Below are 20539 nucleotides of genomic sequence, written 5' to 3'. Positions count from 1 at the left end.
GGAGGCCGGGACTCAAGTCCTGGTCCCTGGTGGGGTGGTGCGAGCCACCCCGCCGCCTAGGGGTTCGGGAGCTCCCGGGCCCGAGTGTGTAGACGAAAGTCAGTCAGATTCTCAAGGAGAGAACCAGTGGCTAAGGCCAAGTTCGAGCGGACCAAGCCGCACATGAACATCGGCACCATTGGGCACATCGACCACGGCAAGACCACGCTGACCGCGGCGATCACCAAGGTGCTCCACGACCGTTACCCCGAGCTGAACAAGGCGACCCCGTTCGACAAGATCGACAAGGCGCCGGAGGAGAAGGCTCGCGGCATTACGATCTCCATCGCGCACGTCGAGTACCAGACCGAGAAGCGTCACTACGCTCACGTTGACTGCCCCGGTCACGCCGACTACGTGAAGAACATGATCACCGGTGCCGCCCAGATGGACGGCGCCATCCTGGTGGTCGCCGCCACCGACGGCCCGATGCCGCAGACGAAGGAGCACGTCCTCCTGGCCCGCCAGGTCGGCGTCCCCTACATCGTCGTGGCGCTCAACAAGGCCGACATGGTCGACGACGAGGAGATCCTCGAGCTCGTCGAGCTGGAGGTCCGTGAGCTCCTCTCCGCTCAGGAGTTCCCCGGCGACGACCTGCCCGTCGTCCGCGTCTCCGCGCTCAAGGCTCTTGAGGGCGACGAGAAGTGGGCCGACAGCATCATCGAGCTGATGAACGCCGTGGACGAGAACGTGCCCGAGCCGCCGCGTGAGACGGACAAGCCGTTCCTCATGCCGGTCGAGGACGTCTTCTCGATCACCGGTCGCGGCACCGTCGTCACCGGCCGTATCGAGCGCGGTGTCGTCAAGATCAACGAGCAGGTCGACATCATCGGCATCAAGCCGGAGAAGACCACCACCACCGTCACCAGCATCGAGATGTTCAACAAGATGCTCGACGAGGGTCACGCCGGTGACAACGCCGCCCTGCTGCTCCGCGGCATCAAGCGCGACGACGTCGAGCGCGGCCAGTGCATCATCAAGCCGGGCACGACCACCCCGCACACCGAGTTCACCGGCCAGGTCTACATCCTGTCCAAGGACGAGGGCGGCCGCCACACGCCGTTCTTCAACAACTACCGCCCGCAGTTCTACTTCCGTACGACTGACGTGACCGGTGTCGTGAACCTCCCCGAGGGCACGGAGATGGTCATGCCGGGCGACAACACCGAGATGCGCGTTGAGCTGATCCAGCCCATCGCCATGGAGGAAGGCCTCAAGTTCGCGATCCGTGAGGGTGGCCGCACCGTCGGCGCCGGTCGGGTCACGAAGATCATCAAGTAGCTAGACCGTCGGGGCGGCGGTCGGCCCCGGATCTCGGAGCCGACCGCCGAACCACGTTCAGCCCCACGCATGGCGCCGTGATCCAGCAGTCGCTTCGGCCGAAGCGCATGTGACCGAAGTAACTGCCGGATCACGGAAGAAAAGGCAGATCGACTGCGTCTGCCTCGTGGGGTCAAGCAGGCTCTGACCTGCACCAGATACAGCGGCAACAGGCCGCACGATACTTTTTCAGACGACAGCGAAGGACACCGAGGCCACTATGGCGGGACAGAAGATCCGCATCCGGCTTAAGGCCTATGACCACGAGGTCATCGACAGCTCGGCCAAGAAGATCGTCGAGACGGTGACGCGGACTGGCGCGAAGGTCGCGGGCCCGGTGCCGCTGCCGACCGAGAAGAACGTGTACTGCGTCATCCGCTCGCCGCACAAGTACAAGGACAGCCGCGAGCACTTCGAGATGCGCACGCACAAGCGGCTGATTGACATCATCGACCCGACCCCCAAGACGGTTGACTCGCTCATGCGGCTCGACCTCCCCGCGGGTGTCGACATTTCGATCAAGCTCTGAGGGAACGCACTGACATGGCTAAGACGATCAAGGGCGTCCTGGGCAAGAAGCTCGGCATGACCCAGGTCTTCGACGCGGACAACCGGATGGTGCCGGTGACCGTGGTCGAGGCCGGTCCGTGCGTGGTGACCCGGGTCCGCACCGCCGAGAAGGACGGCTACTCCGCCATCCAGCTCGGCTTCGGGCAGGTCGACCCCCGGAAGGTCAACAAGCCGCTCGGCGACTACCTGCGTAAGCACGACATCACCCCGCGCCGTTACTTCGCGGAGATCCGCACCGACGACGCGAGCGACTACACCCTGGGCCAGGAGCTGCTGGCCGACACCTTCGAGGCCGGCCAGTTCGTCGACGTGACGGGCAAGAGCAAGGGCAAGGGCTTCGCCGGTGTCATGAAGCGGCACGGCTTCGGTGGTCTGGGCGCGTCGCACGGTACGCAGCGCAAGCACCGTTCGCCGGGTTCCATCGGTGGCTGCGCCACCCCGGGCCGCGTTTTCAAGGGTCTGCGCATGGCTGGTCGGATGGGTAACGTCCGCACCACTGTGCAGAGCCTCAAGGTTCACTCCGTGGACGTCGAGAACGGTCTCATCCTGATCAAGGGTGCGATCCCCGGCGCCAACGGCAGCCTGGTCCTCGTTCGCACCTCTGCCAAGAAGGGGGCTGCCAAGTGAGCACCACCATTGACGTCCTCGACGCCAGCGGCGCGAAGACCGGCACCGTAGAGCTGCCGGAGAACGTGTTCGGCGCCAAGGTCAACGTGCCGCTGATCCACCAGGTGGTCGTGGCCCAGCTCGCCGCTCGCCGGCAGGGCACCCACAAGGCCAAGACCCGCGGTGAGGTCTCCGGCGGCGGCAAGAAGCCGTACCGCCAGAAGGGCACCGGTCGCGCCCGTCAGGGCTCGACCCGCGCGCCGCAGTTCGCCGGCGGTGGCACCGTCCACGGTCCCGTGCCGCGCGACTACTCGCAGCGCACGCCCAAGAAGATGAAGGCCGCCGCCCTGCGTGGCGCCCTCTCCGACCGGGCCGGCGGCGGCCGCGTGCACGTGGTCAGCTCGCTCATCGCGGGCGAGACCCCCAAGACCAAGGCCGCCCTGGAGGCGCTGCGCAAGGTCACCCAGGCTCCGCGCGTTCTCGTCGTGGTCGACGAGGCCGACGAGCTGACCTGGCTGAGCCTGCGTAACGCTCCCGAGGTCCACCTGCTGGACGCCGGGCAACTCAACACGTACGACGTGCTCGTGGCCGACGACGTGGTCTTCACCCAGGAGGCCTACGACCAGGTCGTCGCTCGCCTGAGCAACAGCGGGAAGGAAGAGGCCTGATGGAGAAGATCGCCGACCCGCGCGACATCATCATCAAGCCGGTCGTCTCTGAGAAGAGCTACGGCCTGATCGATGAGAACAACAAGTACACGTTCCTGGTGAAGAAGACCGCGAACAAGACCCAGGTCAAGATCGCCGTCGAGCAGATCTTCGGGGTCAAGGTCACCAGCGTGAACACGATCAACCGGCAGGGCAAGCGCAAGCGCACCCGTACCGGTTACGGCAAGCGTCCCGACACCAAGCGCGCGATCGTGAGCCTGGTCGAGGGCGATCGGATCGACATCTTCGGTCAGATCGGCTGAGTGCCATGCCAACAAGAAACCTGCTCATAGACTGCCGCCCCAATGTCCATCGTGGTTGACGGCCGTAGCGGCAGTCCATTTAGCAGGTTTCTCATTGGAAGTGAGTGCGGATCGCATGGTCCGCGCGGGGCTGAGACCGTCGCACTTCGGTGCGGCGGGCTCACCCATGTAACCGACGAAGGATGAACGAAAAAGATGGGCATCCGTAAGTACAAGCCGACGACTCCGGGTCGCCGCGGGTCGAGTGTCTCGGACTTCTCCGAGATCACCCGCAGCACGCCCGAGAAGTCGCTGCTTGCGCCCCTTCACAGCAAGGGCGGCCGCAACGTACACGGCCGAGTCACCGCTCGCCACCAGGGCGGCGGTCACAAGCGCGCCTACCGGATCATCGACTTCCGTAGGCATGACAAGGACGGCATCCCGGCCAAGGTCGCTCACATCGAGTACGACCCCAACCGCACCGCCAACATCGCTCTGCTCCACTACGCCGATGGCGAGAAGCGCTACATCATCGCGCCGACGGGCCTCAAGCAGGGCGACCGTATCGAGAACGGCCCCGCTGCCGACATCAAGCCGGGCAACTGCCTGCCGCTGCGCAACATCCCGACCGGTACCTTCATCCACGCGGTGGAGCTCCGTCCGGGCGGCGGCGCCAAGCTCGGCCGTTCCGCGGGCGCCCAGATCCAGCTGCTCGCCAAGGAAGGCCAGTACGCCACCCTGCGTATGCCGTCCGGTGAAATGCGCATGGTCGACGTGCGCTGCCGGGCGTCGGTCGGCCAGGTCGGCAACGCCGAGCAGGCCAACATCAACTGGGGCAAGGCCGGCCGTATGCGGTGGAAGGGCAAGCGCCCGACCGTTCGCGGTGTCGCGATGAACCCCGTCGACCACCCGCACGGTGGTGGTGAGGGCAAGACCTCCGGTGGTCGCCACCCGGTGAACCCGAAGGGCAAGCCCGAGGGCCGCACCCGCCAGGCCAACAAGGCCAGCGACCGGCTGATCATCCGTCGTCGGAGCAAGAGGAAGAAGCGGTAGGAGCAGCCGAAATGCCACGTAGCCTTAAGAAGGGTCCCTTCGTGGACGATCACCTTCAGAAGAAGGTCGACGTCCAGAACGAGAAGGGCACCAAGAACGTCATCAAGACGTGGTCGCGGCGCTCCATGATCGTTCCCGACATGCTCGGGCACACGATCGCCGTGCACGACGGCCGCAAGCACGTCCCGGTCTTCATCACGGAGTCGATGATCGGCCACAAGCTCGGAGAGTTCGCCCCCACGCGGACGTTCCGCAGCCACGTCAAGGAAGACCGCCGCAGCCGGCGGTAAGCGTCCCGGAAGTAGGAGAAAGCGATGGAAGCCAGGGCTCAGGCGCGGTTCGTCCGTGTCACGCCCCAGAAGGCCCGCCGCGTGGTGGACCTCATTCGCGGGCTGCCCGCTTCGGAGGCGCAGGCCGTGCTGCAGTTCGCTCCCCAGTCGGCGAGCGAGCCGATCTACAAGGTGCTCAGCAGCGCGATGGCGAACGCGGAGCACAACTTCGACCTCGACCCGCAGACGCTCGTCGTCAGCCGGGCGTGGGTCGACGAGGGCCCGACGCTGAAGCGGTTCCGCCCGCGTGCACAGGGTCGTGCCTATCGGATCAACAAGCGGACGAGCCACATCACTGTGATCGTGGAGTCCCGCGAGCCGAAGGGAAGGACCCGATAGTGGGCCAGAAGGTTAACCCGCACGGGTTCCGCCTCGGCATCACGACCGACTTCAAGAGCCGGTGGTACGCCGACAAGCTGTACAAGTCGTACGTCGCCGAGGACGTGGCGATCCGCCGCATGCTGCAGAAGGGCATGGAGCGGGCCGGCATCTCCAAGGTCGAGATCGAGCGCACGACGGACCGCGTGCAGGTGGACATCCACACCGCGCGTCCCGGCATCGTGATCGGCCGGCGCGGCGCCGAGGCGGACCGTATCCGTGGCGACCTGGAGAAGCTGACCAAGAAGCAGGTCCAGCTGAACATCCTCGAGGTCAAGAACCCGGAGATCGACGCGCAGCTCGTCGCGCAGGGCGTGGCCGAGCAGCTGTCCAGCCGTGTCTCGTTCCGCCGCGCCATGCGCAAGGCGATGCAGTCCGCCATGAAGTCGGGCGCCAAGGGCATCCGTGTCCAGTGCTCCGGCCGTCTGGGTGGCGCTGAGATGTCGAGGTCGGAGTTCTACCGCGAGGGCCGCGTGCCGCTGCACACCCTCCGCGCGGACATCGACTACGGCTTCTACGAGGCCCGCACGACCTTCGGCCGCATCGGCGTGAAGGTCTGGATCTACAAGGGCGAGGCTCCCACCAGCCGCGCCGAGCGCGAGGCGGCCGCCGCCGGCGCCCGTGCCGGCCAGCGTCGCGAGCGCGACGACCGTCGTGGTGGCGGCGCCGACCGTCCGCGTCGTGGTGGCGGCGACCGTCCCCGTCGTGGTGGCGGCCGTGGCGACCGCGCCCCCCGCACTGAGGCGGCCTCGCAGGCCGCCCCCGAGACCGGCCCGGCTGCGCAGCCGGGTGCTGAAGGGAGCTGACCATGCTGATCCCGCGCAGGGTCAAGCACCGCAAGCAGCACCGGCCTGACCGCAGCGGAGCCGCCAAGGGCGGCACCAGGGTCACGTTCGGCGAGTTCGGCATCCAGGCGATTGAGCACTCCTACGTGACCAACCGCCAGATCGAGTCGGCCCGTATCGCCATGACCCGTCACATCCGCCGTGGCGGCAAGGTGTGGATCAACATCTACCCCGACCGTCCGCTCACCAAGAAGCCTGCCGAGACCCGCATGGGTTCCGGTAAGGGTTCGCCGGAGTGGTGGATCGCCAACGTCAAGCCCGGACGCGTGATGTTCGAGCTGTCCGGCGTGGCGGAGCCGATCGCTCGCGAGGCGCTTCAGCGTGCGATCCACAAGCTCCCGATGAAGTGCAAGATCGTTAAGCGTGAAGTGGGTGAGGCGTGATGGCTAAGGGCCTGACCGCCGGCGAGCTGCGGCTCGAGGACGAGGACACCCTCGTCCAGAAGCTGAAGGAGGCGAAGGAGGAGCTGTTCAACCTCCGCTTCCAGGCGGCGACCGGTCAGTTGGAGAGCCACGGGCGGCTGCGCGCCGTCCGCCGCGAGATCGCCCGTATCTACACCGTGATGCGCGAGCGCGAGCTGGGCATCGTCACGGTCGAGAAGGAGACGAGCGATGGCTGAGACCGAGACCACCGAGACCACGAACGAGCGGAACTTCCGTAAGGTCCGTGAGGGCCTCGTCGTGAGCGACAAGATGGACAAGACCGTCGTCGTCGCCGTCGAGGACCGCGTGAAGCACCGTCTGTACGGCAAGGTCATCCGCCGTACGACCAAGTACAAGGCGCACGACGAGGCCAACGCCTGTGGCGTGGGCGACCGCGTGCTGCTCATGGAGACCCGCCCCCTCTCCGCCACCAAGCGGTGGAGGGTCGTGGAGATCCTCGAGAAGGCCAAGTAACCCTTCCTTCTCGACATATACCGCGCCTCGTGGGGGCTCTCAGAGCCCCCATGACGGCGTCCAAGGACGCGGGGCCACGTGTGGTCTCGCGTCGCCTGCGGTGCGGCGCCTACGGGCGCTGTGGCCGTGGGAACAAGACAACGACGGGTTCCGCCAGGCTCAGAAATGAGAACCGGCGCGACTAACAGGAGTTCAAGTGATCCAGCAGGAGTCGCGGCTCAAGGTCGCCGACAACACGGGGGCGAAGGAGATCCTTTGCATCCGTGTGCTCGGTGGCTCGGGCCGACGCTACGCCGGTATCGGCGACGTCATCGTCGCCACTGTCAAGGACGCGCTGCCCGGCAGCACTGGCGTCAAGAAGGGCGACGTGGTCAAGGCCGTCGTCGTCCGCACGGTCAAGGAGCGCCGCCGGCCCGACGGCTCCTACATCCGCTTCGACGAGAACGCCGCGGTCATCATCAAGGACAGCGGTGACCCTCGCGGCACTCGTATCTTCGGCCCGGTCGGCCGCGAGCTGCGTGACAAGAAGTTCATGCGGATCATCTCGCTCGCCCCGGAGGTGCTGTGATGCCGAAGTCGCTGCATGTGAAGAAGGGTGACCTGGTCCAGGTCATCGCCGGCAAGGACAAGGGTGCCAAGGGCCGCGTGATCGCCGCGCTGCCGCGCGAGGACCGCGTGGTGGTCGAGGGCATCAACATGATCAAGAAGCACTCCAAGGAGACCCACCAGGGCCCGCGCGGCGCCAAGACCGGCGGCGTGCAGACCATGGAGGCTCCGATCCACGTCTCGAACGTGAAGAAGCTCAAGGACGAGAAGCCCGCCGACAAGAAGGCCGACGAGAAGAAGGCCGACGAGACGGGTGAGGACAGCTGATGACTGCCACGACCACTGAGACCGAGCGCCCGACGCCGCGACTCAAGACGAAGTACCGCGAGGAGATCGCGGCCCAGCTTCGCGAGCAGTTCGGCATCGAGAACGTCATGCAGATCCCCGCGCTGACCAAGATCAAGGTCAACATGGGCGTCGGCGAGGCGGCTCGCGACTCCAAGCTCATCGAGGGTGCCGTCCGCGACCTCACCGTGATCACCGGCCAGAAGCCGGCCGTCGTCCGGGCGCGCAAGTCCATCGCCCAGTTCAAGCTGCGCGAGGGCATGCCGATCGGCGCGCACGTCACGCTGCGCGGCGACCGCATGTGGGAGTTCCTCGACCGGCTGCTGGCGCTGGCCCTGCCCCGAATCCGGGACTTCCGCGGCCTGTCGCCCAAGCAGTTCGACGGCAACGGCAACTACACGTTCGGTCTGACCGAGCAGGTCATGTTCCACGAGGTCGACCAGGACAAGGTCGACCGGCCGCGGGGCATGGACATCACGATCGTGACCACGGCGAAGAACGACGACCAGGGCCGGGCGCTGCTGAAGCTCCTCGGCTTCCCGTTCAAGGAGGCCTGATCCAATGGCGAAGAAGTCGCTGATCGCCAAGGCGGGGCGCAAGCAGAAGTTCGAGGTCCGGGCGTACACCCGTTGCTCGCGTTGTGGCCGGCCGCGCGCCGTCTACCGCAAGTTCGGGCTCTGCCGCGTGTGCTTCCGCGAGATGGCGCACCGGGGCGAGCTGCCCGGCATCACCAAGTCGAGCTGGTAGATAACCTTAGGGGCGGCCTCGTGCCGCCCCTGGGTGATCATATTTTCAGAAGAAGACCCGGGCGCTCCCAAGGAGCGTCCATGACCGCGCCGAAGGTCCACCGGCAGAGCGCTGCTTGGCCGACTGGAAACCGCGGCGAGGAAGGCCACTGGCCATGACGATGACCGACCCGATCGCAGACATGCTCACACGTCTGCGTAACGCGAATTCGGCGTACCACGACAGCGTGACGATGCCGTACTCGAAGATCAAGGCGCACATCGCCGAGATCCTCCAGCAGGAGGGTTACATCCAGTCCTGGAGCGTCGAAGACGCCAAGGTTGGCAAGAACCTCGTGGTGGAGCTCAAGTTCGGGCCCACCCGTGAGCGGTCGCTCGCGGGCCTGCGCCGGGTTTCCAAGCCCGGTCTGCGGGTTTATGCAAAGAAGGACAACCTGCCTCGAGTCCTGGGCGGGCTGGGCGTCGCGATCATCTCGACGTCCGCCGGTCTCATGACCGACAAGCAGGCCGGCAAGCGTGGCGTGGGCGGCGAAGTCCTCGCCTACGTCTGGTAGAGGGGAGGAACACAGCATGTCGAGAATCGGACGGCTGCCCATCCCTGTGCCCAGCGGCGTAGACATCACGATCGCCGGCCAGGATGTCCAGGTCAAGGGCCCGAAGGGCACGCTCAGTCACAAGGTCGCCGAGCCCATCACGGTTGCTCGCGACGAGGACGGCGCCATCGCCGTCTCCCGGCCCAACGACGAGAACAAGGTCCGTGCGCTGCACGGCCTGTCCCGGACGCTGATCGCCAACATGGTGCAGGGCGTCACCCAGGGGTACTCCAAGTCCCTGGAGATCGTCGGCGTCGGTTACCGCGTCGCGGCCAAGGGCCCGACGCAGCTGGAGTTCTCGCTGGGCTTCAGTCACCCGGTCATCGTGGACGCCCCCGAGGGCGTCACCTTCCGCGTCGAGAAGCCGACGCTGTTCCACGTGGACGGCATCGACAAGCAGAAGGTCGGCGAGGTCGCGGCCAACATCCGCAAGCTGCGCAAGCCTGACCCGTACAAGGGCAAGGGCGTGCGCTACCAGGGCGAACAGATCCGCCGCAAGGTCGGAAAGGCTGGTAAGTAGGCATGGCTCCGAAGACTGCGTTCAGCAAGCACACGGCTGCCCGCACCGTCTCGCGGGCCCGCCGTCACCGCCGCGTCCGCAAGTTCGTCGTCGGTACGGCCGAGCGTCCGCGCCTGGTCGTCAACCGCTCGACGCGTCACATGTTCGTCCAGATCGTGGACGACTCCGTCGGCCACACGCTGGTGAGCGCGTCCACCATGGACGCTTCGCTGCGCACGCTGGAGGCGGACAAGACCGAGAAGGCGAAGAAGGTCGGCGAGCTCCTCGCTCAGCGGGCCAAGGAAGCCGGGATCACCAAGGTCGTCTTCGACCGCGGTGGCAACCGCTACGCCGGTCGCATCGCGGCCCTGGCGGACAGCGCCCGCGAAGGCGGGCTCGAATTCTGATGGCAACTGAGATGAGGAACCACTGATGGCTGCAGCTCCGCGTCGCGGTGGCGGCACCGGTGGCGAGCGGCGGGACCGTCGTGACGATCGCCGCGGTGGCGCCGCCGACAAGGGCGTCTCGTACATCGAGCGCGTAGTGAAGATCAACCGAGTGGCCAAGGTCGTGAAGGGTGGTCGTCGCTTCAGCTTCACCGCCCTCGTCGTCGTCGGTGACGGCAACGGCCTGGTCGGCGTCGGCTACGGCAAGGCCAAGGAAGTGCCCGCGGCCATCGCCAAGGGCGTCGAAGAGGCGAAGAAGCACTTCTTCAAGGTGCCGCGGATCCAGGGCACGATCCCGCACACCGTGCAGGGCGAGGAGGCGGCCGGTGTCGTCTTCCTGCGTCCGGCCTCGGCCGGTACCGGCGTCATCGCCGGCGGTCCGGTGCGCGCGGTGCTGGAGTGCGCCGGCATCCACGACGTGCTGTCGAAGTCGCTCGGCTCCGACAACCCGATCAACATCGTGCACGCCACCGTGGCTGCTCTGAAGGGCCTCTCGCGGCCGGAGGAGATCGCCGCCCGCCGTGGCCTGCCGATCGAGGACGTCGCTCCGGCCCGCATGCTGAAGGCTCAGCGTGAGGGTCTCGCCGAGGCGGCGGCCGCGAAGGCGGTGAGCTAGTCATGGCACGCCTGAAGATCACTCAGGTTCGCTCGAAGATCGGTGGCAAGCAGAACCAGCGTGACTCGCTGCGTTCGCTTGGCCTGAAGCGAATCGGCGACGTCGTCGTCAAGGAGGACCGGCCCGAGATTCGCGGGATGGTCTCCGTGGTGACGCACCTCGTCGAGGTGGAAGAGGTCGACTAGTCATGACTGACAAGGCTCCGCTCAAGATTCACGACCTGCGTCCCGCCCCCGGCGCCAACAAGGCCAAGATCCGCAAGGGTCGCGGCGAGGCGTCGAAGGGCAAGACCGCCGGTCGCGGCACCAAGGGCAGCCACGCCCGTACGACGGTCCCCCTCGGCTTCGAGGGTGGCCAGGTGCCGCTGCAGAGGCGTCTGCCGAAGCTCAAGGGCTTCTCCAACGCGCTGTTCAAGACGACCTACCAGGTCGTCAACCTGGACAAGCTCGGCGAGCTGTTCCCCGAGGGTGGCGAGGTCACCGTCGAGGCGCTGGTCGCGAAGGGTGCTGTCCGCAAGAACCAGCTGGTGAAGGTGCTCGGCACCGGCGAGATCTCGGTCGCGGTGAACGTTTCGGCTCACGCCTTCTCGTCCTCCGCGAAGGAGAAGATCGCCGCTGCCGGTGGTTCCGTTACCGAGCTGTAAGAGCTATTACGCGGCGTGGGGGCTTTGACAAATGCCCCCACGCCCGTAGTGCGTTAGAGTTCGCGAGACGGCAGGATTCTGTCCGGCTCGTTAGACCTAAGACTTGAGATGGCAGATCCCCGCACCATCGCATACTCACACCGCCGTAAAGGCGCGCAGGAGGGACCGTGCTGACCGCGTTTACCCGGGCGTTCCGGACACCGGACCTGCGCAAGAAGTTGCTCTTCACCCTGGGCATCATCGCGCTTTTCCGTCTCGGCTCGGTTCTTCCGACTCCGGGAGTTCACGTCCAGAACCTCGCGGCCTGTTTCGACCAGGCCCGTAACGGAGCCGCCGGCAACATCTACGGGATGGTGCAGCTTTTCAGCGGTGGTGCGCTCCTGAAGCTGTCGGTGTTCGCGCTGGGCATCATGCCGTACATCACCGCGAGCATCATTCTTCAGCTGCTCGTCGTCGTGATCCCGCGTCTTGAGGCGTTGAAGAAGGAGGGGCAGGCCGGCCAGGCGAAGATCACGCAGTACACGCGTTATCTGACCATCGGACTCGCCATCCTGCAGTCGACCGCCTTCATCGCGCTGGCCCGCACCGGGCAGCTCTTCCCCGAGTGCCAGCGGGAAGTGCTGCTCGACCCCGACAACATCTTCATGATCGTCACGATGGTGATCATCATGACCGCCGGTACGTCGGTGATCATGTGGCTGGGTGAGCTCGTCACCGACCGCGGCGTCGGCAACGGCATGTCCATCCTGATCTTCACGCAGGTCGTCGCGGTCTTCCCGGCCGAGCTGACCAACATCTTCAAGGCGAACAAGTTCACCTTCGCGGTCGTCCTGGTGGTCGGCATCTTCATGGTCGCCGCGGTGGTCTTCGTCGAGCAGGCGCAGCGGCGCATCCCGGTCCAGTACGCCAAGCGGATGGTCGGGCGCAGGATGTACGGCGGCACGTCCACCTACATCCCGCTGAAGGTCAACCAGGCCGGCATCATCCCGGTCATCTTCGCCTCCTCGCTGCTCTACCTGCCGCAGCTGGTCACGTCGCTCTTCCAGACGTCCGACAACGCGGTCATCCAATGGATCTCGCAGAATCTGGCCACGGGCGACACCCCGATCTACATGGCCACGTTCTTCCTGCTGATCATCTTCTTCACGTACTTCTACGTGTCCATTACGTTCAACCCCGCTGAAGTCGCCGACAACATGAAGAAGTACGGTGGTTTCATTCCGGGCATCCGCCCCGGCCGGCCGACGGCTGAATACCTGAACTTCGTGCTCACTCGTCTGACCGCGCCGGGCTCGCTCTATCTGGGTCTGATCTCCATGGTCCCGATCGTCGCGCTGGCGGTGTCCGGTGCGAGCCAGAACTTCCCGTTCGGAGGGACGAGCATCCTGATCATGGTAGGCGTCGGCCTGGACACCGTTAAGCAGATCGAGAGCCAGCTGCAGCAGCGTAACTACGAAGGTTTCCTGCGGTAGTGCGTCTCGTTCTGGTCGGGCCCCCCGGAGCGGGTAAGGGGACGCAGGCCCAGTACATCGCATCGAACCTGTCCATCCCGAAGATCTCGACAGGTGACATTTTCCGTGCCAACGTCTCGGGAGGCACGGAGCTTGGCAAGCTGGCCAAGACATTCATGGACCGTGGTGATCTGGTGCCCGACGAGGTCACCATCGCCATGGTCCGTGACCGTCTGTCCGAGGCCGACGCGCAGGACGGGTTCCTGCTCGACGGCTTCCCGAGGAACGTGGCGCAGGCGGAGATCCTGCGCGACATGCTCAAGGACTGGGGCCAGGCGCTCGACCTCGTGCTCGAGCTCGTGGTCGACGACGACGAGGTGGTCAGGCGGCTGGCCGGCCGGCGCACCTGCAGCCAGTGCGGCCGCATCTGGCACGTTGAGTTCGACGACAAGAAGGACGACAGGTGCGACGCGTGCGGGGGCGCGCTCTTCCAGCGGGACGACGACAAGGAGGAGACCGTCAGGCACCGCCTGGAGGTCTACCAGGAGCAGACGGCGCCGCTGGTCTCCTACTACGCCGACGAGGGCATTCTCGTGGGGGTGGACGCGACGGGTCCGGTCGAGGAGGTTACTCAGCGGGCCATGGAGGCGATCCGCCCGTACATGGGTTAGTACCAAGTACGACCGATTTGCGGAGGTGGCACGGGTTTCCGTGCCACCTCGCGGTTATTGTGGGGGGAATTGGGCCCCCATCGTGGCCCGTTGAGTGACCCAGGGGGGCAGAAGATGTTCAAACGCAACAGACATGGCATCCAGATCAAGTCGCCGGAGCAGCTGGAGAAGATGCGGGCGGCGGGCCTGGTGGTCGGGCGCACGCTCGACCTGCTCAAGCGCTCGGTCGAGCCCGGCATGACGCCGCTCGACCTCGACGTCATCGCCGAGAAGGCGATCAGGGACGAGGGCGCGATCCCGTCGTTCAAGGGCTACCAGGGCTTTCCGGCGACGATCTGCGCGTCGGTAAACGACGAGGTGGTGCACGGCATCCCGACCGACGCCCGCAAGTTGCGCGAGGGCGACATCATCTCGATCGACTGCGGCGCGATCCTGGACGGCTGGCACGGCGACTCGGCAGTCACCGTCCCGGTCGGCGAGGTGGACCCGAAGCTGACCGAGCTGATGCGGATCACGGAAGAGGCCATGTGGCGCGGCATCGCCGCGCTGAAGGCCGGCCGGCACCTCTCCGACATCGGCTACGAGGTGGAGCGGTACGTCAGGTCGCAGGGCCGCTTCGGCATCCCTCCGGAGTACGGCGGCCACGGCATCGGCACCGAGATGCACATGGACCCGTGGATCGCCAACCACGGCCGGCCCGGCAAGGGCCCGGTGCTGGAAGAGGGCATGTGCCTGGCCATCGAGCCCATGGTGAACCTGGGCACCGAGCGCACCCGCGTGCTGGCCGACGACTGGACCGTGGTGACGATCGACGGCAAGCACTCCGCACACTTCGAGCACAGCGTCGCGGTGACACATAATGGTCCTTGGGTGCTAACCGCCCTGGACGGGGGCAAAGAGCGCCTGGCCCAACTTCAGAACTAGCCCCCAGGAGTGGGTGGGATGGCGAACAGCCCCGAGATGCGAGCCTCCGACGCCGACCGCGACCGCGTCGCCGCCATCCTCCGCGAGCACGCCGCGCAGGGGCGCATCACGATGGACGAGTTCAACGAGCGGCTTGAGAATCTCTACGCGAGCAAGACGTACGGAGAGCTGGCCAAGCTGACCGCGGACCTGCCCGACGTGGACCTGCGCCGCCCGCCCGCCAAGGTGTCCCAGAGCCCCGAGCGGCGCGGTGGCATGCATCCCGGCATGCGGGCGGCCTGGGGCGCCTGGGCGACGGCGAGCGGCATCAACTGGGTGATCTGGCTGATCGTGAGCATCACGGCTGAGCACATGATCTATCCATGGCCGCTGTGGGTGATGGGCCCGTGGGGCGTCATTCTCCTGGTCAGCACCATCTTCGGCGGCCCTCCGCCCAAGAAGCACCGGTAGGGCTTTGTGCACTAGTGCACTGTGTGCATTCCTCCGCAGTACGGATATGTCCGGATTTCTAACGTGAGCGGTGTCGAGAACACGACTCACGGAGGAAACCCAAATGCGCAAGATCCTTGCAGCCGCCGCCCTCGCCGGTTCGATCGCCGTCACCGGACTGGCCGTCGCCCCCGCCGCCCAGGCTGCCACCGCCACCACCTCGACCACCACGTCGATCAGCAAGTGGGGCAAGTACTACTCGGGCAAGCACAAGGCCCACACCTACGGCACGACCTGGAAGAAGAACGGCAAGGTCTACACCCACTGGTACGGCAAGGAGTTCACCCCGAAGAAGGGGTACGTCTGGTTCAGGTACTACTCCGGCGGCAGCTGGCACAAGTTCGTCCAGGACTGGAACGGCTCGTACCACGCGACCTGGTCCAAGCACGGGATCAAGAAGCTGTACACGTACACCTGCTGGGGCAGCCCGTCTACACACTGCGGCTCGGTGCACCGCATCTACTGAGGCCCCTGTCCCACGTGAAAGGCCCGCCGGGATCTCGCTCCTGGCGGGCCTTTCGTTGTGCGGCGTTGTGCGGGGCGAAGGTAGGGTAAACTCTTACATGGTTGTGTCAGGACGCCTGGCACGCGTTTCGCGTTTTGGGCCCAGGTGTCGTACACTCCTTAGTCGGCTCACTATGACTATCACGCGTCGGTGACCCTTGCCGGTCGCCGCTCTCTCCGAAGCGTGAGGTCGCGGCTGCTTAGTGAACCGGAGCCTCAGACGATCGATCAGTGAAACGCGAGGAATTTTGGCCAAGAAAGACGGCGCCATCGAGATCGAGGGCACTGTGGTCGAGTCGCTCCCGAACGCGATGTTCCGGGTGCAGCTCGACAACGGCCATAAGGTCCTGGCCCACATCAGCGGGCGGATGCGGATGCACTACATCCGGATCCTGCCGGACGACCGGGTAGTCGTTGAACTGAGCCCCTACGACCTGAGTCGTGGGCGGATCGTCTACCGATACAAGTAAGACGTCTGAGGAATCACGAAGGACAATGAAGGTAAAGCCGAGCGTCAAGAAGATCTGCGACAAGTGCAAGGTGATCCGCCGGCACGGTCGCGTCATGGTGATCTGCGACAACCTGCGCCACAAGCAGCGCCAGGGCTAGTCGCCGCAAGGCTCCCCCGAGTCCGCCCCGAAATCAGGGAGCGGGCTCGACGCATGAGGAGCCTGAGTCAGTAATCGCGTCTCACACTTGAGCAGGCGGTCCTTTCCGAAGGCCCGAACCGCTCAGGAGACCCCCGGTCGGAGGCCGGGGCCCTCACCCCGGGCATTGGGGAGGGGTAGTGCGGCGCAAGACCTCCGCCACAGAGAAGGAGAATGCCCGACCATGGCTCGCCTGGTTGGCGTCGACCTCCCCCGCGAGAAGCGGCTGGAGATCGCTCTCACCTACATTTACGGAATCGGCCGCACCCGCGCCCAGGAGATCCTCCAGGCCACCGGTGTCAGCGGCGACCTCCGCGTGCACCAGCTCACCGACACCGAGCTCGTCCCGATGCGTGACTACATCGAGGCGAACTTCAAGATCGAGGGTGACCTGCGCCGCGAGGTCCAGGCCGACATCCGCCGCAAGATCGAGATCGGTTGCTACCAGGGCATCCGGCACCGCAAGGGCCTGCCCGTCCACGGTCAGCGCACGCAGACCAACGCGCGCACCCGCAAGGGCAAGAAGAAGACCGTGGCCGGTAAGAAGAAGCCCGGTAAGAAGTAGTCCACAGCCGCGGACCGAAGACCTCAGGAGTAATGGCAAGCAATGCCTCCTAAGAGCCGTCAGGGCGCCCCGAAGAAGGTGCGCCGCAAGGAGAAGAAGAACGTCGCTCACGGGCACGCCCACATCAAGAGCACGTTCAACAACACGATCGTCTCGATCACGGACCCCAACGGGAACGTGATCTCCTGGGCCAGCGCCGGCCACGTGGGTTTCAAGGGCTCCCGTAAGTCCACCCCGTTCGCCGCGCAGATGGCCGCGGAAAACGCCGCCCGCCGCGCCATGGAGCACGGCATGCGCAAGGTCGACGTCTTCGTCAAGGGTCCCGGCTCCGGCCGTGAGACCGCGATCCGCTCGCTGCAGGCCACCGGCCTCGAGGTGGGCTCGATCCAGGACGTCACCCCGGTTCCGCACAACGGCTGCCGGCCTCCGAAGCGCCGCCGCGTCTGAATCCCAGGAGATAGAGAGAAATGGCTCGTTACACGGGCGCGGACTGCAAGCTCTGCCGTCGCGAGAAGACCAAGCTCTTCCTCAAGGGCAGCAAGTGCGAGTCCGCCAAGTGCCCCATCGAGATCCGTCCTTACCCGCCGGGTGAGCACGGCCGCGGACGCCCCAAGGAGTCCGAGTACCAGCTTCAGCTTCGCGAGAAGCAGAAGACCCGCCGCATCTACGGCGTCCTCGAGAAGCAGTTCCACAACTACTACGAGGAAGCCGCGAGCAAGACCGGCAAGTCGGGTGAGGTGCTGCTCCAGATCCTGGAGAGCCGGCTCGACAACGTGGTCTACCGCGCCGGTTTCGCGCAGTCGCGTGACGCCGCCCGCCAGCAGGTCCGTCACGGGCACTTCCTGGTGAACGGCAAGAAGGTCGACATCCCGTCCTACCGCGTTCGCGAGCACGACATCATCGAGGTCCGCGAGAACAAGCGCAACCTGATGCCCTACGAGGTCGCCAGGGCGACCGCGGGCGAGCGCACCGTTCCCGCGTGGCTCGGCGTCGTGCCGGACAAGCTCCGCGTCCTGGTTCACCAGCTGCCGGTTCGCCAGCAGATCGACACCCAGGTCCAGGAGCAGCTCATCGTCGAGTACTACTCGAAGTGAGCCTGAGTTGAGGTGCGGATTTCCGCACCTCAACTACGCTGTTTATCGGAGTGGCGTCATATAGCGGGCGCCACACGAAAAAAGGGGAGACCCACACATGCTGATCGCTCAGCGCCCGACTCTTCTCGAAGAGTCGATTGACGACACCCGGTCCCGGTTCGTCATCGAGCCGCTGGAGCCGGGCTTCGGCTACACCATCGGCAACTCGCTCCGTCGCACGCTGCTGTCGTCCATCCCGGGCGCGGCTGTGACGAGCATTCGCATCGAGGGCGTGCTGCACGAGTTCTCGACCGTTCCCGGGGTCAAGGAAGACGTCACCGACATCATCCTCAACCTCAAGGAACTGGTCGTCTCCTCCGAGCACGACGAGCCGGTCGTGATGTACCTGCGCAAGCAGGGCCCGGGTGAGGTCACCGCCGCCGACATCGCGCCGCCGGCGGGTGTCGAGGTGCACAACCCCGAGCTCCGCATCGCCACGCTCAACGGCAAGGCGAAGCTGGAGATGGAGCTGACCGTCGAGCGCGGTCGCGGCTACGTCTCCGCCGCCCAGAACAAGCAGCCCGGCCAGGAGATCGGCCGCATCCCGATCGACTCGATCTACTCGCCGGTGCTCAAGGTCACCTACAAGGTCGAGGCGACCCGAGTCGAGCAGCGCACCGACTTCGACCGTCTCATCCTCGACGTCGAGACCAAGCCGGCCATGAAGCCCCGCGACGCGGTGGCCTCCGCCGGTAAGACCCTCGTCGAGCTCTTCGGCCTGGCCCGCGAGCTCAACGTCGAGGCCGAGGGCATCGACATCGGCCCGTCGCCGACCGACGCCGCCCTGGCCGCCGACCTGGCGCTGCCGATCGAGGAGCTGAACCTCACCGTCCGCTCCTACAACTGCCTCAAGCGCGAGGGCATCCACACCGTGGGCGAGCTGGTCGCCCGCAGCGAGCAGGACCTGCTGGACATCCGCAACTTCGGCGCCAAGTCGATCGAAGAGGTCAAGCAGAAGCTGCACGAGATGTCGCTGGCGCTCAAGGACTCCCCGCCCGGGTTCGACCCGAGCGCGGTGGCCGGTGGCGGTTACGACGACGACGACAGCGCTTACGTCGAGACCGAGCAGTACTGATCCCGCTTTTCGAGGGCCCCGCGCAGTGTCATGGCGCGGGGCCACAGTAACGGATCGCACACAGAGCGACTGCGATCCGGCCCGACTCCGGTACCTGGTACGGCCGGGGCGGGTTAATCCAGGAGGAGAAAGACCATGCCCAAGCCCACCAAGGGTGCACGTCTTGGCGGCAGCCCGGCGCACGAGCGGCTGATCCTGGCCAACCTGGCCACCGATCTGTTCCGCCACGGCAAGATCCGCACGACGGTGACGAAGGCCAAGCGCCTGCGTCCGCTGGCGGAGCGCCTGATCACCAAGGCGAAGAAGGGCGACATCCACAACCGTCGCCAGGTCCTGACGGTCGTCAAGGACAAGGGCGTCGTGCACCACCTCTTCACCGAGATCGCGACGACGTTCGCCGAGCGTCCCGGTGGCTACACCCGGATCACCAAGGTCGGCCCGCGTAAGGGTGACAACGCCCCGATGGCGGTCATCGAGCTGGTGACCGAGCCGCTGGGCGGCGTCACGACCCGCCGCACCGAGGCTCCGGCCGCCGCTGCCGCCCCGGCGCCCGCCGCGGAGGAGACCGAGGCCCCCAAGGCCGAGGAGGCCGCTGAGGCTCCCGAGGCCCCCGCCGCCGAGGCCGCCGCTGAGGAGGCTCCGGCCGCCGAGGCCGAGGCGAAGAAGGACGAGGCCTGATCTCTCAGGCCACATGAGACGGGCCCGGACCCCTGAGGGGTGCGGGCCCGTTTTCAGTTCAAGGAGGATCATCGTGGTACGGCTCCGCCTCGACCTCGCGTACGACGGGACCGACTTCTCCGGATGGGCCAGGCAGCCGGGACTCCGCACGGTCCAGGGCGAGATCGAGCAGGCACTGGGCCGGATCCTGCGCCTCGAAGGGCCTGCCATGCTGACCGTGGCCGGCCGTACCGACGCCGGGGTGCACGCGCGCGGCCAGGTCGCCCACGTGGACGTGCCGGACGGCTCGCTGGCCGAGCTCGACGGGAACCGCGGGCCGCTGAGCGTCGATGAGCGGCTCTCTGCGCTTGTCAGACGGCTGGGTGGGGTGTTGCCCTCAGATGTGCGTGTATATCGCGTCTCCGTGGCTCCTGAGGGCTTTGACGCGCGTTTCTCGGCGATGTTCCGGCGGTACGCGTACCGGGTGAGCGACGCGATGGGCGGCGTCGACCCGCTGCGGCGGCATGAGGTGGTCTGGCACAACCGGTCCCTGGACGTCGGCGCGCTGAACGCGGCGGCGGCGCGGCTGCTCGGGGAGCACGACTTCGCGGCGTTCTGCAAGAAGCGCGAAGGGGCCACCACGATCAGGGAGCTGCAGCGGCTGGAGTGGGTGCGCGAGCCGGACGGGGTGCTGGTGGCGACCGTCGTGGCGGACGCGTTCTGCCACTCGATGGTGCGGGCGCTGGTCGGGTCGCTGCTGGCGGCGGGCGACGGCAGCCGGCCCGTGGAGTGGCCCGGCGAGGTGCTGGCGCGGGCCGTACGCGACTCTGGCGTGCACGTCGCGCCCGCGCACGGGCTGTGCCTGGAGGAGGTCGGCTACCCGGCGGAGGCGGAGCTCGCCGCGCGGGCCGAGGCCACACGGCGAGTGCGCACTGCTGCTGATCGCCCGGCTCCGCTCGGGGGACTGTGACGGACGTCCTCCCTTCGCCGCCGACCTGCGTCTG

At 66.3% G+C, this 20539-nt stretch carries 35 protein-coding genes; all 35 read left to right on the top strand.

Annotation, left to right across the window (positions count from 1 at the left end; genetic code table 11):
• Window positions 1-126: 126 nt before the first annotated feature.
• Complete coding sequence (gene tuf / locus ACIBVN_RS27370) at window positions 127-1320, top strand: elongation factor Tu (protein WP_397140983.1); 1194 nt, start codon at window positions 127-129, stop codon at window positions 1318-1320.
• 259 nt (window positions 1321-1579) lie between these two features.
• Window positions 1580-1888 (top strand): 30S ribosomal protein S10, encoded by a 309-nt coding sequence (rpsJ, locus tag ACIBVN_RS27365; RefSeq protein ID WP_012887830.1) that lies wholly within the window; start codon window positions 1580-1582, stop codon window positions 1886-1888.
• 14 nt (window positions 1889-1902) lie between these two features.
• A complete protein-coding gene (gene rplC, locus ACIBVN_RS27360; protein WP_349446686.1) occupies window positions 1903-2556 on the top strand; it encodes a 50S ribosomal protein L3 in 654 nt (217 codons plus the stop codon).
• Window positions 2553-3203, top strand: coding sequence for a 50S ribosomal protein L4 (rplD, locus tag ACIBVN_RS27355; protein WP_349446687.1), 651 nt, complete (start codon window positions 2553-2555; stop codon window positions 3201-3203). The genes rplC and rplD overlap by 4 nt, the downstream gene beginning before the upstream one ends.
• Window positions 3203-3505: a 50S ribosomal protein L23 gene (gene rplW / locus ACIBVN_RS27350; RefSeq protein ID WP_080043238.1), complete on the top strand. Its 303-nt coding sequence runs from the start codon at window positions 3203-3205 to the stop codon at window positions 3503-3505. The genes rplD and rplW overlap by 1 nt, the downstream gene beginning before the upstream one ends.
• 195 nt (window positions 3506-3700) lie before the next feature.
• Window positions 3701-4537, top strand: a complete 837-nt coding sequence (gene rplB / locus ACIBVN_RS27345) for a 50S ribosomal protein L2 (protein ID WP_090769688.1) — start codon at window positions 3701-3703, stop codon at window positions 4535-4537.
• Window positions 4538-4548: 11 nt separating this feature from the next.
• The gene (rpsS, locus tag ACIBVN_RS27340; protein ID WP_026214153.1) at window positions 4549-4827 is read left to right on the top strand and encodes a 30S ribosomal protein S19; all 279 of its coding nucleotides are present in this window, start codon (window positions 4549-4551) and stop codon (window positions 4825-4827) included.
• A 24-nt stretch (window positions 4828-4851) separates the two neighbouring features.
• A complete protein-coding gene (gene rplV, locus ACIBVN_RS27335) occupies window positions 4852-5205 on the top strand; it encodes a 50S ribosomal protein L22 (RefSeq protein WP_020542306.1) in 354 nt (117 codons plus the stop codon).
• Complete coding sequence (gene rpsC, locus ACIBVN_RS27330; protein WP_344997586.1) at window positions 5205-6050, top strand: 30S ribosomal protein S3; 846 nt, start codon at window positions 5205-5207, stop codon at window positions 6048-6050. Before rplV ends, rpsC begins: the two co-directional genes overlap by 1 nt.
• A gap of 2 nt (window positions 6051-6052) precedes the next feature.
• Window positions 6053-6472 carry a 50S ribosomal protein L16 gene (gene rplP, locus ACIBVN_RS27325; RefSeq protein ID WP_344997584.1) on the top strand — a complete coding sequence of 140 codons (420 nt, stop codon included), beginning with the start codon at window positions 6053-6055 and terminating at the stop codon, window positions 6470-6472.
• Window positions 6472-6708: a 50S ribosomal protein L29 gene (gene rpmC, locus ACIBVN_RS27320; protein WP_106253417.1), complete on the top strand. Its 237-nt coding sequence runs from the start codon at window positions 6472-6474 to the stop codon at window positions 6706-6708. Before rplP ends, rpmC begins: the two co-directional genes overlap by 1 nt.
• Window positions 6701-6985 carry a 30S ribosomal protein S17 gene (gene rpsQ, locus ACIBVN_RS27315; protein WP_349446689.1) on the top strand — a complete coding sequence of 95 codons (285 nt, stop codon included), beginning with the start codon at window positions 6701-6703 and terminating at the stop codon, window positions 6983-6985. The genes rpmC and rpsQ overlap by 8 nt, the downstream gene beginning before the upstream one ends.
• 196 nt (window positions 6986-7181) lie before the next feature.
• Window positions 7182-7553 carry a 50S ribosomal protein L14 gene (rplN, locus tag ACIBVN_RS27310; RefSeq protein WP_043623452.1) on the top strand — a complete coding sequence of 124 codons (372 nt, stop codon included), beginning with the start codon at window positions 7182-7184 and terminating at the stop codon, window positions 7551-7553.
• An 11-nt stretch (window positions 7554-7564) separates the two neighbouring features.
• Window positions 7565-7858 (top strand): 50S ribosomal protein L24, encoded by a 294-nt coding sequence (rplX, locus tag ACIBVN_RS27305; RefSeq protein WP_397141006.1) that lies wholly within the window; start codon window positions 7565-7567, stop codon window positions 7856-7858.
• Entirely contained in the window at window positions 7858-8433 is a 576-nt protein-coding gene (rplE, locus tag ACIBVN_RS27300) for a 50S ribosomal protein L5 (protein ID WP_106253395.1), read from the top strand. The genes rplX and rplE overlap by 1 nt, the downstream gene beginning before the upstream one ends.
• Before the next feature lie 4 nt (window positions 8434-8437).
• Window positions 8438-8623, top strand: a complete 186-nt coding sequence (locus ACIBVN_RS27295) for a type Z 30S ribosomal protein S14 (RefSeq protein ID WP_020542298.1) — start codon at window positions 8438-8440, stop codon at window positions 8621-8623.
• 154 nt (window positions 8624-8777) lie between these two features.
• Window positions 8778-9176 carry a 30S ribosomal protein S8 gene (gene rpsH / locus ACIBVN_RS27290; protein ID WP_360687295.1) on the top strand — a complete coding sequence of 133 codons (399 nt, stop codon included), beginning with the start codon at window positions 8778-8780 and terminating at the stop codon, window positions 9174-9176.
• A 16-nt stretch (window positions 9177-9192) separates the two neighbouring features.
• On the top strand, window positions 9193-9735 hold the full coding sequence (rplF, locus tag ACIBVN_RS27285) for a 50S ribosomal protein L6 (protein ID WP_397140978.1): 543 nt from the start codon (window positions 9193-9195) through the stop codon (window positions 9733-9735).
• A 2-nt stretch (window positions 9736-9737) separates the two neighbouring features.
• Window positions 9738-10121 (top strand): 50S ribosomal protein L18, encoded by a 384-nt coding sequence (rplR, locus tag ACIBVN_RS27280; RefSeq protein WP_125644663.1) that lies wholly within the window; start codon window positions 9738-9740, stop codon window positions 10119-10121.
• A gap of 25 nt (window positions 10122-10146) precedes the next feature.
• Window positions 10147-10776, top strand: coding sequence for a 30S ribosomal protein S5 (gene rpsE, locus ACIBVN_RS27275; RefSeq protein WP_091090115.1), 630 nt, complete (start codon window positions 10147-10149; stop codon window positions 10774-10776).
• Between the two features lie 2 nt (window positions 10777-10778).
• On the top strand, window positions 10779-10961 hold the full coding sequence (gene rpmD, locus ACIBVN_RS27270; protein ID WP_080043226.1) for a 50S ribosomal protein L30: 183 nt from the start codon (window positions 10779-10781) through the stop codon (window positions 10959-10961).
• A gap of 2 nt (window positions 10962-10963) precedes the next feature.
• Window positions 10964-11419 (top strand): 50S ribosomal protein L15, encoded by a 456-nt coding sequence (gene rplO, locus ACIBVN_RS27265; RefSeq protein WP_397140976.1) that lies wholly within the window; start codon window positions 10964-10966, stop codon window positions 11417-11419.
• A gap of 167 nt (window positions 11420-11586) precedes the next feature.
• On the top strand, window positions 11587-12891 hold the full coding sequence (gene secY / locus ACIBVN_RS27260) for a preprotein translocase subunit SecY (RefSeq protein WP_397140975.1): 1305 nt from the start codon (window positions 11587-11589) through the stop codon (window positions 12889-12891).
• Window positions 12891-13541, top strand: a complete 651-nt coding sequence (locus ACIBVN_RS27255; protein ID WP_397140973.1) for an adenylate kinase — start codon at window positions 12891-12893, stop codon at window positions 13539-13541. The genes secY and ACIBVN_RS27255 overlap by 1 nt, the downstream gene beginning before the upstream one ends.
• A 114-nt stretch (window positions 13542-13655) precedes the next feature.
• Window positions 13656-14465 (top strand): type I methionyl aminopeptidase, encoded by an 810-nt coding sequence (map, locus tag ACIBVN_RS27250; RefSeq protein ID WP_397141004.1) that lies wholly within the window; start codon window positions 13656-13658, stop codon window positions 14463-14465.
• Window positions 14466-14483: 18 nt separating this feature from the next.
• Entirely contained in the window at window positions 14484-14915 is a 432-nt protein-coding gene (locus tag ACIBVN_RS27245; RefSeq protein ID WP_349446696.1) for a DUF1707 domain-containing protein, read from the top strand.
• 103 nt (window positions 14916-15018) lie between these two features.
• Window positions 15019-15420 carry a hypothetical protein gene (locus ACIBVN_RS27240; RefSeq protein WP_397140971.1) on the top strand — a complete coding sequence of 134 codons (402 nt, stop codon included), beginning with the start codon at window positions 15019-15021 and terminating at the stop codon, window positions 15418-15420.
• Window positions 15421-15706: 286 nt separating this feature from the next.
• The gene (gene infA, locus ACIBVN_RS27235; protein WP_012887858.1) at window positions 15707-15928 is read left to right on the top strand and encodes a translation initiation factor IF-1; all 222 of its coding nucleotides are present in this window, start codon (window positions 15707-15709) and stop codon (window positions 15926-15928) included.
• Window positions 15929-15953: 25 nt separating this feature from the next.
• Complete coding sequence (gene rpmJ, locus ACIBVN_RS27230; protein WP_003956441.1) at window positions 15954-16067, top strand: 50S ribosomal protein L36; 114 nt, start codon at window positions 15954-15956, stop codon at window positions 16065-16067.
• Window positions 16068-16289: 222 nt separating this feature from the next.
• Complete coding sequence (rpsM, locus tag ACIBVN_RS27225) at window positions 16290-16670, top strand: 30S ribosomal protein S13 (RefSeq protein ID WP_349446698.1); 381 nt, start codon at window positions 16290-16292, stop codon at window positions 16668-16670.
• 42 nt (window positions 16671-16712) lie between these two features.
• On the top strand, window positions 16713-17117 hold the full coding sequence (rpsK, locus tag ACIBVN_RS27220; protein ID WP_020542285.1) for a 30S ribosomal protein S11: 405 nt from the start codon (window positions 16713-16715) through the stop codon (window positions 17115-17117).
• 20 nt (window positions 17118-17137) lie between these two features.
• Window positions 17138-17764 carry a 30S ribosomal protein S4 gene (rpsD, locus tag ACIBVN_RS27215; RefSeq protein ID WP_349446699.1) on the top strand — a complete coding sequence of 209 codons (627 nt, stop codon included), beginning with the start codon at window positions 17138-17140 and terminating at the stop codon, window positions 17762-17764.
• 97 nt (window positions 17765-17861) lie between these two features.
• Entirely contained in the window at window positions 17862-18878 is a 1017-nt protein-coding gene (locus ACIBVN_RS27210; RefSeq protein ID WP_103960866.1) for a DNA-directed RNA polymerase subunit alpha, read from the top strand.
• A 135-nt stretch (window positions 18879-19013) separates the two neighbouring features.
• Entirely contained in the window at window positions 19014-19556 is a 543-nt protein-coding gene (rplQ, locus tag ACIBVN_RS27205; RefSeq protein WP_397140968.1) for a 50S ribosomal protein L17, read from the top strand.
• A 73-nt stretch (window positions 19557-19629) separates the two neighbouring features.
• Window positions 19630-20505, top strand: coding sequence for a tRNA pseudouridine(38-40) synthase TruA (gene truA, locus ACIBVN_RS27200; RefSeq protein ID WP_397140966.1), 876 nt, complete (start codon window positions 19630-19632; stop codon window positions 20503-20505).
• The last annotated feature ends 34 nt before the right edge of the window (window positions 20506-20539 follow it).

Source organism: Nonomuraea sp. NPDC049400 (assembly GCF_044466425.1).
GTDB lineage: Bacteria > Actinomycetota > Actinomycetes > Streptosporangiales > Streptosporangiaceae > Nonomuraea.
This window is presented reverse-complemented; position numbering and strand designations above follow the sequence as displayed.

Coding starts and splice junctions, on each gene's coding strand:
- rplO (WP_397140976.1), top strand. CDS start 10,964: ATGACTGACAAGGCTCCGCTCAAGATTCACGACCTGCGTCCCGCCCCC.
- rpsQ (WP_349446689.1), top strand. CDS start 6,701: ATGGCTGAGACCGAGACCACCGAGACCACGAACGAGCGGAACTTCCGT.
- rpsD (WP_349446699.1), top strand. CDS start 17,138: ATGGCTCGTTACACGGGCGCGGACTGCAAGCTCTGCCGTCGCGAGAAG.
- rplC (WP_349446686.1), top strand. CDS start 1,903: ATGGCTAAGACGATCAAGGGCGTCCTGGGCAAGAAGCTCGGCATGACC.
- rplR (WP_125644663.1), top strand. CDS start 9,738: ATGGCTCCGAAGACTGCGTTCAGCAAGCACACGGCTGCCCGCACCGTC.
- rpmJ (WP_003956441.1), top strand. CDS start 15,954: ATGAAGGTAAAGCCGAGCGTCAAGAAGATCTGCGACAAGTGCAAGGTG.
- ACIBVN_RS27210 (WP_103960866.1), top strand. CDS start 17,862: ATGCTGATCGCTCAGCGCCCGACTCTTCTCGAAGAGTCGATTGACGAC.
- ACIBVN_RS27240 (WP_397140971.1), top strand. CDS start 15,019: ATGCGCAAGATCCTTGCAGCCGCCGCCCTCGCCGGTTCGATCGCCGTC.
- rplP (WP_344997584.1), top strand. CDS start 6,053: ATGCTGATCCCGCGCAGGGTCAAGCACCGCAAGCAGCACCGGCCTGAC.
- rpsE (WP_091090115.1), top strand. CDS start 10,147: ATGGCTGCAGCTCCGCGTCGCGGTGGCGGCACCGGTGGCGAGCGGCGG.
- rpsH (WP_360687295.1), top strand. CDS start 8,778: ATGACGATGACCGACCCGATCGCAGACATGCTCACACGTCTGCGTAAC.
- map (WP_397141004.1), top strand. CDS start 13,656: ATGTTCAAACGCAACAGACATGGCATCCAGATCAAGTCGCCGGAGCAG.
- rplV (WP_020542306.1), top strand. CDS start 4,852: ATGGAAGCCAGGGCTCAGGCGCGGTTCGTCCGTGTCACGCCCCAGAAG.
- rpmD (WP_080043226.1), top strand. CDS start 10,779: ATGGCACGCCTGAAGATCACTCAGGTTCGCTCGAAGATCGGTGGCAAG.
- rpsK (WP_020542285.1), top strand. CDS start 16,713: ATGCCTCCTAAGAGCCGTCAGGGCGCCCCGAAGAAGGTGCGCCGCAAG.
- rplF (WP_397140978.1), top strand. CDS start 9,193: ATGTCGAGAATCGGACGGCTGCCCATCCCTGTGCCCAGCGGCGTAGAC.
- rplQ (WP_397140968.1), top strand. CDS start 19,014: ATGCCCAAGCCCACCAAGGGTGCACGTCTTGGCGGCAGCCCGGCGCAC.
- ACIBVN_RS27245 (WP_349446696.1), top strand. CDS start 14,484: ATGGCGAACAGCCCCGAGATGCGAGCCTCCGACGCCGACCGCGACCGC.
- ACIBVN_RS27295 (WP_020542298.1), top strand. CDS start 8,438: ATGGCGAAGAAGTCGCTGATCGCCAAGGCGGGGCGCAAGCAGAAGTTC.
- rpsS (WP_026214153.1), top strand. CDS start 4,549: ATGCCACGTAGCCTTAAGAAGGGTCCCTTCGTGGACGATCACCTTCAG.
- rplE (WP_106253395.1), top strand. CDS start 7,858: ATGACTGCCACGACCACTGAGACCGAGCGCCCGACGCCGCGACTCAAG.
- rpsM (WP_349446698.1), top strand. CDS start 16,290: ATGGCTCGCCTGGTTGGCGTCGACCTCCCCCGCGAGAAGCGGCTGGAG.
- rplB (WP_090769688.1), top strand. CDS start 3,701: ATGGGCATCCGTAAGTACAAGCCGACGACTCCGGGTCGCCGCGGGTCG.
- rpsJ (WP_012887830.1), top strand. CDS start 1,580: ATGGCGGGACAGAAGATCCGCATCCGGCTTAAGGCCTATGACCACGAG.
- rpmC (WP_106253417.1), top strand. CDS start 6,472: ATGGCTAAGGGCCTGACCGCCGGCGAGCTGCGGCTCGAGGACGAGGAC.
- rplW (WP_080043238.1), top strand. CDS start 3,203: ATGGAGAAGATCGCCGACCCGCGCGACATCATCATCAAGCCGGTCGTC.